The 9,887-nt window shown below is 74.7% G+C and carries 9 protein-coding genes; 7 read left to right on the top strand and 2 right to left on the bottom strand.

What is annotated here, in order from left to right; translation table 11 throughout:
* Positions 1 to 117: 117 nt before the first annotated feature.
* From AB0O29_RS32430 to AB0O29_RS32415, 4 genes are all read left to right on the top strand, one after another.
* The gene (locus AB0O29_RS32430) at positions 118 to 501 is read left to right on the top strand and encodes a VOC family protein (protein ID WP_365158943.1); all 384 of its coding nucleotides are present in this window, start codon (positions 118 to 120) and stop codon (positions 499 to 501) included.
* Between the two features lie 133 nt (positions 502 to 634).
* On the top strand, positions 635 to 1,966 hold the full coding sequence (locus AB0O29_RS32425; RefSeq protein ID WP_365158940.1) for an AMP-binding protein: 1,332 nt from the start codon (positions 635 to 637) through the stop codon (positions 1,964 to 1,966).
* A gap of 147 nt (positions 1,967 to 2,113) precedes the next feature.
* The gene (locus AB0O29_RS32420) at positions 2,114 to 2,323 is read left to right on the top strand and encodes a hypothetical protein (protein ID WP_365158938.1); all 210 of its coding nucleotides are present in this window, start codon (positions 2,114 to 2,116) and stop codon (positions 2,321 to 2,323) included.
* On the top strand, positions 2,320 to 3,009 hold the full coding sequence (locus AB0O29_RS32415) for a restriction endonuclease (protein WP_365158935.1): 690 nt from the start codon (positions 2,320 to 2,322) through the stop codon (positions 3,007 to 3,009). Before AB0O29_RS32420 ends, AB0O29_RS32415 begins: the two co-directional genes overlap by 4 nt.
* Positions 3,010 to 3,046: 37 nt before the next feature.
* Here the strand turns inward: AB0O29_RS32415 and AB0O29_RS32410 are convergent, their stop codons facing one another.
* On the bottom strand, positions 3,047 to 4,945 hold the full coding sequence (locus tag AB0O29_RS32410; RefSeq protein WP_365158932.1) for a serine hydrolase: 1,899 nt from the start codon (positions 4,943 to 4,945) through the stop codon (positions 3,047 to 3,049).
* Positions 4,946 to 5,278: 333 nt separating this feature from the next.
* On the opposite strand from AB0O29_RS32410, the gene AB0O29_RS32405 reads away from it, so the two are divergent.
* Positions 5,279 to 6,394 carry a nitronate monooxygenase family protein gene (locus tag AB0O29_RS32405; protein WP_365158929.1) on the top strand — a complete coding sequence of 372 codons (1,116 nt, stop codon included), beginning with the start codon at positions 5,279 to 5,281 and terminating at the stop codon, positions 6,392 to 6,394.
* Positions 6,395 to 6,399: 5 nt separating this feature from the next.
* Positions 6,400 to 7,953 carry an acyl-CoA synthetase gene (locus AB0O29_RS32400; protein ID WP_365158926.1) on the top strand — a complete coding sequence of 518 codons (1,554 nt, stop codon included), beginning with the start codon at positions 6,400 to 6,402 and terminating at the stop codon, positions 7,951 to 7,953.
* A 13-nt stretch (positions 7,954 to 7,966) separates the two neighbouring features.
* Here the strand turns inward: AB0O29_RS32400 and AB0O29_RS32395 are convergent, their stop codons facing one another.
* Complete coding sequence (locus tag AB0O29_RS32395; RefSeq protein WP_365158923.1) at positions 7,967 to 8,521, bottom strand: DinB family protein; 555 nt, start codon at positions 8,519 to 8,521, stop codon at positions 7,967 to 7,969.
* Between the two features lie 170 nt (positions 8,522 to 8,691).
* Between AB0O29_RS32395 and AB0O29_RS32390 the strand changes: the two genes are divergently transcribed.
* Positions 8,692 to 9,792, top strand: coding sequence for an ionic transporter y4hA (locus AB0O29_RS32390; RefSeq protein ID WP_365158920.1), 1,101 nt, complete (start codon positions 8,692 to 8,694; stop codon positions 9,790 to 9,792).
* The last annotated feature ends 95 nt before the right edge of the window (positions 9,793 to 9,887 follow it).

The following is a 9,887-nucleotide window of genomic DNA, read 5'->3' as shown; positions in this document are numbered from 1 at the left end:
CCGCCGGCGGGTGGATATCCGGGGTGGTGCACTGGCCGTTTTTGGGCCTTTCGTAAACCCCCCACCGCCCGTGCGGGCGACGATGGGAGTTTGACGACAGGCCCTAGGATCCGGGTCATGATCGCTGAACTGCAGTGCGTGGTGCTCGACTGTCCCGACCCCCTCGAACTCGCCCGTTTCTACGAGGCGTTGCTGGGCGGCGAGGTCAACCGCCCGGACCGCCGCTGGACCTGCGACGACCACTGGGCCACCCTCCACACCCCCGCCGGCGCGGTCCTCGCCTTCCAGCGGGTCACCGGCCACCGACCGCCCCGCTGGCCCGACCCCGCCCACCCCCAGCAGGCCCATCTGGACTTCGCCGTCACGGACCTGGACGAGGCCCAGACCCACGCCCTGGCAGCGGGCGCCACCCTCCTCGACGCCACCCCGGACGCCCGCGGCTGGCGCGTCTACGCCGACCCGGCCGGCCACCCGTTCTGCCTGATCCGGGAATCCGCCTGAGCCGCCGACCGCCCCCTGCCGGGTCCTTGGACGTTCCGCCGAAGCGGACCGGCCCCCGTGGTCGGGACGGCGCATTGCCCCGGCCGGGGGAGGGCGGCTTGGCTGGGCGAGATCAACGGGGAGGGGTAGGAACGTGACCGCGCTGCTCGAAGGCTGTACGCCCTGGCCGGAGGAGTTCGTCGACCACTACTGGGCCTCCGGCCGCTGGCAGGGCACCACCCTGGACGGCCTGCTGCGCGGCTCGGCCCTGCGGTACGGGCCGCGCACCGCGCTCGTGCACGGCGCCACGCGCCTGACGTACGCGCAGCTCAACCGGCGCGTGGACCGTATGGCCGCCGGGTTCCGGGGGCGCGGGCTGCGGCCCGGGATGCGGGTGGTCGTCCAGCTGCCGAACGTCCCCGAGTTCGTCGTCACGGCCTTCGCGCTGATGCGCGCCGGGCTGGTCCCCGTGTTCTGCCCGGTCTCCCACCCCGCGTCCGAGGTGCCAGAACTCGTACGCACCGCCCAGGCCGTCGGCTACGTCGGCCCCTCGGCGTACCGGGGCTTCGACCACACGGCGATGGCCTCGGACATCGCCGCCCGGTGGCCCTTCCTGCGGCGGGTGTTCACCTACGAGGAGCCCGGCACGGAATCCCCGTTCGGCGGTCTGACCACCGACCCGTCGAACTGCCAGTACGCCCCGCTGGGCTCCCTCGACGCCCCGCCCGAGCCGGCGCTCCCGCTCAGCGCGGGGCAGGTGGCCTTCCTGCTGGTCACCGACGGGACGGTGCTCGTCCCGCGGACCCACAACGACTTCGCCCACCAGGCGACGGCCGCCGCCGCCCTGCTGTCGCTCACCGAGGAGGACGTCTACCTCGCCGCGCTGCCCGCCGCGTCCGACCTCGCCCTCGGCAGCCCGGGCGTCATCGGCACCCTCGCGGCCGGCGGGACCGTCGTCCTGGCCGAGGACCCGGACCCGGCCGTCTGCCTGCCGCTCGTCGCCCGGGAGCGGGTGACCGTCACCGCCCTGACCTCCGACGCCGCCGCGCACTGGACGGCCGCCGCCCCCGCCTCCTCCACCCTGCGCCTCGTGCAGCTCACGGGGACGCCCCCGGACCGGGCGGCCGCCGAACGCCTCGGGGCGGCCCTGGGCTGCCGCGTCCAGCAGGTCTTCGGCACGCCCGAGGGCGTCCTCGTCCTCACCCGCCCCTGCGACCCGGACGCGGCCGCCCTCGCCACCCACGGCCGCCCGCTCTCGCCCGACGATCAGATCCGCCTGGTCGACGCCGGGGGCGGCCCCGTACCCGACGGCGCCACGGGCGAACTCCTCGCGCGGGGCCCGCACACGGTCCGCGGCTACTACCGGGACCCCGACCGCGACGCCCGCTCCTTCACCCCCGACGGCTACCTCCGCACGGGCCGCCTCGCCCACCGCACCCCGGACGGCGACCTGGTGGTGACGGGCCGCCGCGACGACGCGGACTGAACCCCGACTGGATCCCGCTCGAACGCCTGCGCCCGCCGATCCGGCCGCCGGTCCGGCGCATTGCCGCCATTCCGTACAGACCGGACCCCGGCGCGGCCCGCCTCCCGCTACACAGGGGGCAGGGAACTCGTGACGGGGGGCGTACGTTTGCTGTCGATCGATGTGGCGGTCCTGCTGGGTGTGATCGTCGTCCTGAGGCTGCGCCGGCGCACTGAAGCCCGCAGCCGCCGTGACGAGCGGATGACCGTGCTGATCGTCCTCGCGCTGGGCATCGTCCTCGCGCCCACCGAGCTCGGCCGGGGCTTCGCCGATGTGCTGGGCCAGCTCGTCAACGGCGTCTCCCGGGCCGGTCAGTGACCGCGCGGCGCGGGCGCCGCCGCCCGGTCCGGCGGACCGGCGGGAGGGCCCGCCGGGGCGGGCGCCGGGCCCGGGAGCAGGGGTGGCCGCCCGCCGTCGCGGTGGCCGTCGGCCTCGTCCTCGCGCTCGCCGTGCTGCGTTGGGTCGCGGACCACCCCTGGACCGTCGCGTTCCTCCTGCTGCTGACGGCCGCCGCGCTGGCCGCCCGGGAGCTGCGGCGGCGGGACGCCGCCCGGTGGCGCCGGATCCGGGAGAGCGGGCTGCGGTACGCCCTCGGGCAGCTCGACGCCCTGCACCACCGGGAGTTCGAGTTCGCGGTACGGGACCTGATGCGCCGCGACGGCTGCGCGGACGCCCGCCAGGTCGGCGGACGCGGCGACAACGGCGCCGACGTCAAGGCCACCGACCCCTACGGGCGGCTCTGGGTCATCCAGTGCAAGCACCGGCGGGACGGCTGGTCCGGGAAACCGGTGGGCACCCCGGACCTCCACGTACTCAACGGCACCGGCCGCCAGGTCCACCACGGCGACGTCCTCGTCATGCTGACCAACGGCCGCATCACCCAGGACGCCGCCCGCTTCGCCCGCTCCCAGCGCCTCCACCTGGTGGACCGCCACCTCCTCGCCGAATGGGCCACGGGCGCCCGCCCCCTGTGGGACCTCCTGCGCGCCCTGCCGCCGGGCTGACCCCCGGGTCCGACGAGCGGGACCCGCAGCTGACCCCCTAGTCCGACGAGCGGGTCCAGCCCGCGGGTTCGATGCGGGCGGCGTCCCGGGGGCGGTCCTCCGAGAAGAGGAGGGCGCGGGGTTCGGAGACGCGGATGACGTCCACGTAGACGCCCCGGCCCACGTAGCGGCCCGTCGACGCGTGGCGGAAGCGGAGTCTGACCTCGCGGCCCGCCCAGGTGGGGAGGGGGGCCTCCAGGCGGTGCCAGATCCGGCCCGACCAGCCGCCCGCGGAGCCCTCCGGCCACTGCTCCGGGGTGCCGCCGGTGGTGCGGACCGTCGAGAAGGGGACGGGCTGCCAGGCGATGCCGTCCGGGGAGGCCTCCAGGTGGAAGGCCCCGGCGCCGGGGACGGTGTCCCACCAGACCGCGCAGCGCAGGCGGGCCCCGTCGGTGGCGGGGGTCAGCGGGGGGAGGGCCAGGGTGCCCGAGCCGCCGGTCTCCATGCCGGAGAACCAGGCCGGGCCGCCGTGCTTCGTGCGGACGGGCACGGCCCGGGCGAAGCGGTTGCCCGTGGCCACGCGGGGGGCGCTGCCGGCCCGCCAGGTCCGCACCGGGTGCACGGAGTTGCCGAGCAGGACCAGGAAGGAGTCGGTGGAGGGGTCGAGGACCAGGGAGGTCCCGGTGAAGCCGGTGTGGCCGGCCGAGTGCGGGGTGGCCAGGGCGCCCATGTACCAGTGCTGGTAGAGCTCGAAGCCGAGGCCGTGGTCGTCGCCGGGGAAGGCGGTGTTGTAGTCGGTGAAGAGCAGTTCGACGGAGGCGGGGCTCAGGATGCGCCGGCCCGCGTAGACCCCGCCGTCGAGCAGGGCGCGGGAGAGGACGGCCAGGTCCCAGGCGGTGCCGAAGACCCCGGCGTGGCCCGCGACCCCGCCGAGGGCGTACGCGTTCTCGTCGTGGACCTCGCCCCACACCAGGCCCCGGTCCAGCCCCGACCACGGGGGACGCTGCACCTCGGTGGCGGCGATGGAACGGCGCCAGGCGCGCGGGGGGTTGTAGCGAGTGCGGTGCATCCCGAGCGGAGCGGTGATCTCGTCGTGGACCAGGGTGTCCAGGGTGCGGCCGGTGATCCGTTCCAGGAGAAGCTGGAGCGCGATGAGGTTCAGGTCCGAGTAGCGGTACACCGTCCCGGGGGTGTCCTGCGGCCGCACCGACCACAGCAGCCTCAACTGCCCCTCGCGGGTGGACTCCTGGTAGAAGGGCGCCCAGGAGCGCAGTCCGGAGGTGTGCGTCAGCAGCTGCCGGACGGTGACGGCCTCCTTGCCGCCGCCCGTGAACTCCGGCAGGTACCGGTCCACGGGTGCCTCCAGCGCCAGCCGGCCCCGTTCCATCTGCTGCACGGCGACGATGGAGGTGAACAGCTTGCTGAGGGAGGCCAGGTCGAAGACGGTGTCCTCGGCCATGGCGATCCGGTCGGCGGCCGGGAACTCCCGCGGCCGGTCGGTGCGTCCGTCGTAGTCCGCGTACCGGACGGCGTCCCCCATCGCCCGGTGCAGGGCGACCGTGCGGCCGCGTCCCGCGAGGACCACGGCCCCGGCGTAGTAGGGGTGTTCGGGGGAGGGCCCGAGGAAGCGCCGGGCCTCCTCGGCCACGCCCTCCAGGTGCCGCTCCAGTAGCCCGGCCTGCCGCGCGGACCCGTACCGCAGGCGCAGCCCCTGGAGGGCCCGCCGCTCGGCCGGCCCGCCCGCCGCCCCCGCGGAGCCGCCCGGCAGCGCCGCGTGCAGCACGAGCACCCCGCCGAGCGCCAGCAACCGAGCCCCGAGCCGCCGCCGACTGGGCCCCCGCCCCGCCTGCGCACCCCCTTGGACACCGGCACCCGTACCCGCCTGGTTCCCGTCCGTGTGCCCCGCCCCGGCCACGCCTGCGGCCGTCTTCGTGCGGGCCCCCGTGCATTGCGTCATGATCGGTCCTCCTCTCCGCTCCCAACCGCCCCGTCGTGCGCCGCCCGTCGGCCCCGCCGCCGGTCGTCCTCGTCCGCCCCGGCCGCCGGCCGCCGGCCGCCCGGGCCGGCGCCCGGCCGTACGGGGGCCCGTGGTACCCGGGCTCCCGGTCCGCGGCGCCCGCGGTGCCCGGGCCGGGAGCCGTATCCTCCGCAGCCCGCCGCAGGCGCTCCGCACGCTACTGGGTATCTGCCCGTCCGCCGCGCACCCTCCGCACGGGCCGGGCCGCAAGAATCTGACACTGCATCAGAAAATCTCTTCCCTCGGCCGCCCCACTGCGGCATCCTCACGCCCATGGAGACGGAGCTCAGCAAGAAACTGGGAGTCGAGCACGCCATCTTCGGCTTCACGCCCTTCCCGGCGGTCGCCGCGGCCATCACCCGCGCGGGCGGGTTCGGCGTCCTCGGGGCGGTCCGCTACACCGCGCCCGACGACCTCAAACGCGACCTCGACTGGATGCAGGCGCACACCGACGGCAAGCCCTACGGCCTCGACGTCGTCATGCCCGCCAAGAAGGCCGTCGACGGCATCTCCGAGGCCGACATCGAGGCGATGATCCCGGCCGGGCACCGCGAGTTCGTCCGCGACACCCTCGCCAAGCACCGGGTACCCGAACTCGCCGAGGGAGAGGCCTCCGGCTGGCGGATCACCGGATGGATGGAGCAGGTCGCCCGCAACCAGCTCGACGTCGCCTTCGACTACCCCATCAAACTCCTGGCGAACGCCCTCGGTTCCCCGCCCGCCGACGTCATCGCCCGCGCCCACGACCACGGGGTCCTCGTCGCCGCCCTCGCCGGCAGCGCCAAGCACGCCCGCCGCCACGCCGAGGCCGGCATCGACGTCGTCGTCGCCCAGGGCTACGAGGCCGGCGGCCACACCGGGGACATCGCCACCATGGTCCTGGTCCCCGAGATCGCCGAGGCCGTCGCCCCGCTCCCGGTCCTCGCCGCCGGCGGCATCGGCAGCGGCGAGCAGATCGCCGCCGGGCTGGCCCTCGGCGCCCAGGGCGTCTGGCTCGGCTCCCTCTGGCTGACCACCACCGAGGCCGAACTCCACTCCCGCGCCCTCACCGAGAAGCTCCTCGCCGCCGGCTCCGGCGACACCGTCCGCTCCCGCGCCCTCACCGGCAAGCCCGCGCGCCAGCTGCGCACCGAGTGGACCGACGCCTGGGACGACCCGGCCGGACCCGGCGCCCTCCCCATGCCCCTCCAGGGCCTGCTGGTCGCCGAGGCCGTCTCCCGGATCCAGAAGTACGAGGTCGGCCCGCTGCTCGGCACCCCCGTCGGCCAGATCGTCGGCCGGATGAACGCCGAACGTCCCGTCCAGGCCGTCTTCGACGAGCTCACCGCCGGTTTCGAGCGCGCCATCGACCGCGTCAACCGCATCGCCGGCCGGCCCCGAGAGGTGTGATCAGCATGAGTGACCAGCCCCCCAACGGCTTCTGGGCACAGGCCGCCGCCGACCCCGGGCGCACCGTCCTCGTCACCCCCGAGGGCGAGGAGTGGTCCGCCGGCCGGCTGCACGCCGACGTCAACCGCCTGGTCCACGGGCTGCGCGCCGCCGGGATGGAGGAGGGCGACGCCTTCGCCGTCGTCCTGCCCAACGGCGTCGAGTTCCTCACGGCCTACCTCGCCGCCTCACAGGCCGGGTTCTACCTCGTCCCGGTCAACCACCACCTCGTCGGCCCCGAGATCGCCTGGATCGTCGCCGACTCCGGCGCCAAGGTGCTCATCGCCCACGAGCGCTTCGCCGGGGCCGCGACCGCCGCCGCCGACGAGGCGGGACTGCCCGAGGACCACCGCTACTCCGTCGGAGCCGTCCCGGGCTTCCGCCCGTACGCCGACCTCCTCGACGGCCGCAGCGCCGAGCCCCCGGCCGGCCGCACCCTCGGCTGGGTCATGAACTACACCTCGGGCACCACCGGACGCCCGCGCGGCATCCGCCGTCCGCTGCCCGGCAAGCTCCCGGAGGAGACCTACCTCGGCGGGTTCCTCGGCATCTTCGGCGTCCGCCCCTTCGACGGCAACGTCCACCTCGTCTGCTCGCCGCTCTACCACACGGCGGTGCTCCAGTTCGCGGGCGCGTCCCTGCACATCGGGCACCCGCTGGTCCTGATGGACAAGTGGGGCCCCGAGGAGATGCTGCGCCTGATCGACCGGCACGCCTGCACGCACACCCACATGGTGCCGACCCAGTTCCACCGCCTCCTGGCCCTGCCGCAGGAGACGAAGGACGCCTACGACGTCTCCTCCATGCGGCACGCCATCCACGGCGCCGCCCCCTGCCCCGACCACGTCAAGCGGGCGATGATCGACTGGTGGGGCCGGTGCGTGGAGGAGTACTACGCGGCCAGCGAGGGCGGCGGGGCCTTCGCCACCGCCGAGGACTGGCTGAAGAAGCCGGGAACCGTCGGCAGGGCCTGGCCGATCAGCGAGCTCGCCGTCTTCGACGACGACGGCAACCGGCTCCCGCCCGGCGAGCTGGGCACCGTCTACCTCAAGATGAACACCGGCGGCTTCAGCTACCACAAGGACGAGGGCAAGACCCGCAAGAACCGGATCGGCGACTTCTTCACCGTCGGCGACCTCGGCCTGCTCGACGAGGAGGGGTACCTCTTCCTCCGCGACCGCAAGATCGACATGATCATCTCGGGCGGGGTGAACATCTACCCGGCCGAGATCGAGTCGGCCCTCCTCACCCATCCGGCGGTCGCGGACGCCGCGGCCTTCGGCATCCCGCACGAGGGCTGGGGCGAGGAGGTCAAGGCCGTCGTCGAACCCGTCGAGGGGTACGAGGCGGGCGCCGCGCTGGCCGAGGAGATCCTGCGCCACTGCGAAGGGCGGCTGGCCGGCTACAAGCGCCCGAAGTCGGTCGACTTCATCGAGACGATGCCCCGCGACCCCAACGGGAAGCTCTACAAGCGCCGTCTGCGCGACCCCTACTGGGAGGGGCGCGAGCGCGCGGTGTGACGGGAGGGGCCCGTCACATGCCGACGGTCCCGTCGATCCGCTCCCGCAGCAGATCGGCGTGGCCGTTGTGGCGCGCGTACTCCTCGATCATGTGGATCAGCACCCACCGCAGCGAGACCTTCCCCCGCCAGGGCGACTCGCCCTCGACGTCCAGGTCCGCAGCCCCGGCGGCGAACCGCTCCGCGAACTCCACCTCCTCGCGCCAGGCCGCCCAGGCCTGCGCCGCCGCCCCCGGGCCGGACGCCGCGCCCTCGAAGTCCCCGTCCGGATCGGCCGCCGAGGAGTAGCGCGGGGCCACGTCCTGCCCGTCCAGGACCCGCCGGAACCACTGCCTCTCCATATCGGCCAGATGGCGCACCAGGCCCAGCAGCGAGAGCGTCGACGGCTCCACCGCCCGACGGGACAACTCCTCGTCCAGGCCCGCGCACTTGAGCTCCAGCGTCGTGCGCTGGGCCGCCAGCATCGACAGCAGCATCGGCCGCTCTTCGCCCGTCGCCGGCCCGTCGAACCGGCCCTCGCTCTCCGTGGCCTCGATCAGTTCCGCTCGTCTCGTACGATCGCTCGTCATGTACGGATCATGAGCCATCCGGGTGGCCGTCCGGAACCCCCGGAGGGCCGCCGGAGCCTGCCGGACCGAATCGGGCGGAAGGTCCGAAATTTCGTGAGAAGTGCCACTCCGGTGCCCCGGACGCGCGCCTTGCGCCGCACCCGGGCGGCCCGTCTGGCAACTTGGCTGACATGAGTACGGCAACGCGCAGATCCCCCCTGACCGACTGGACCGTCGTGGTCCCCGTGGTGGCGCTCCTCGCGCTCGCCCTCAGCTGGGGCCGCGACCTGCCCGGAGCCCTGGTGGGCCTGGTCGCCCTCTGCCTCGCGGGCGCGGTCCTCGCCGCCGTCCACCACGCCGAGGTCGTCGCCCACCGGGTCGGCGAACCCTTCGGCTCCCTCGTGCTCGCCGTCGCCGTCACCGTCATCGAAGTGGCCCTCATCGTCACCCTGATGGCCGACGGCGGGGACAAGACCGCCTCCCTCGCCCGCGACACGGTCTTCGCCGCCGTCATGATCACCTGCAACGGCATCGTCGGCCTGTCCCTGTTCGTGGGCGCCCTGCGCAACCGGGTCGCCGTCTTCAACGCGGAGGGTTCCGGCGCGGCCCTGGCCACCGTCGCGACCCTCGCCACGCTCAGCCTGGTCCTGCCGACCTTCACCACCAGCAAGCCCGGCCCCGAGTTCTCCAGCGCCCAGCTGACCTTCGCCGCCGTCGCCTCCCTCGCCCTCTACGGGCTGTTCATCGCCGTCCAGACCGTCCGCCACCGGGACTACTTCCTGCCCGTGCCGACGAAGACCCCCGCCGGCGGTGACGACCACGCCGAACCGCCCACCGCCCGCGCCGCCCTGACCAGCCTGGGCCTGCTGCTCGTCGCCCTCGTCGCGGTGGTCGGCGACGCCAAGTCCGTCTCCCCGACCATCGAGAAGGGCGTCGCCGACGCCGGACTGCCCCAGGCGGTCGTCGGCGTGATCATCGCCCTGCTCGTCCTGCTCCCGGAGACCCTCGCCGCCGTCCGGGCCGCCCGCCGCGACCGCGTCCAGACCAGCCTCAACCTGGGCTACGGCTCCGCCATCGCCAGCATCGGCCTGACCATCCCGGCGATCGCCCTCGCCTCCATCTGGCTCGACGGGCCGCTCCTGCTCGGCCTCGGCCCCATCCACATGGTGCTGCTCACCCTGACGGTGGTGGTCGGCGCCCTCACGGTCGTACCCGGCCGGGCCACCCTCCTCCAGGGCGGCGTCCACCTCGTCCTGCTGGCCGCCTACCTCTTCCTCGCCGTCAGCCCCTAGAAGGGTCCGCCGGGCGGGGGGGGGGGGGGGCCCCCCCCCCCCCCCCCCCCGGCCAGGCCGCGCGCCCCGCGCGACCCCCCCCACCCCCCCCCGCG

The sequence above is a fragment of the Streptomyces sp. NPDC089915 genome, assembly GCF_040684675.1.
Lineage (GTDB): Bacteria > Actinomycetota > Actinomycetes > Streptomycetales > Streptomycetaceae > Streptomyces.
This window is presented reverse-complemented; position numbering and strand designations above follow the sequence as displayed.

Excerpts from the sequence above, each read along its gene's own strand:
- AB0O29_RS32430 (WP_365158943.1), top strand. The coding sequence starts at position 118 with ATGATCGCTGAACTGCAGTGCGTGGTGCTCGACTGTCCCGACCCCCTC.
- AB0O29_RS32410 (WP_365158932.1), bottom strand. The coding sequence starts at position 4,945 with ATGACGCAATGCACGGGGGCCCGCACGAAGACGGCCGCAGGCGTGGCC.
- AB0O29_RS32405 (WP_365158929.1), top strand. The coding sequence starts at position 5,279 with ATGGAGACGGAGCTCAGCAAGAAACTGGGAGTCGAGCACGCCATCTTC.
- AB0O29_RS32400 (WP_365158926.1), top strand. The coding sequence starts at position 6,400 with ATGAGTGACCAGCCCCCCAACGGCTTCTGGGCACAGGCCGCCGCCGAC.
- AB0O29_RS32395 (WP_365158923.1), bottom strand. The coding sequence starts at position 8,521 with ATGACGAGCGATCGTACGAGACGAGCGGAACTGATCGAGGCCACGGAG.
- AB0O29_RS32390 (WP_365158920.1), top strand. The coding sequence starts at position 8,692 with ATGAGTACGGCAACGCGCAGATCCCCCCTGACCGACTGGACCGTCGTG.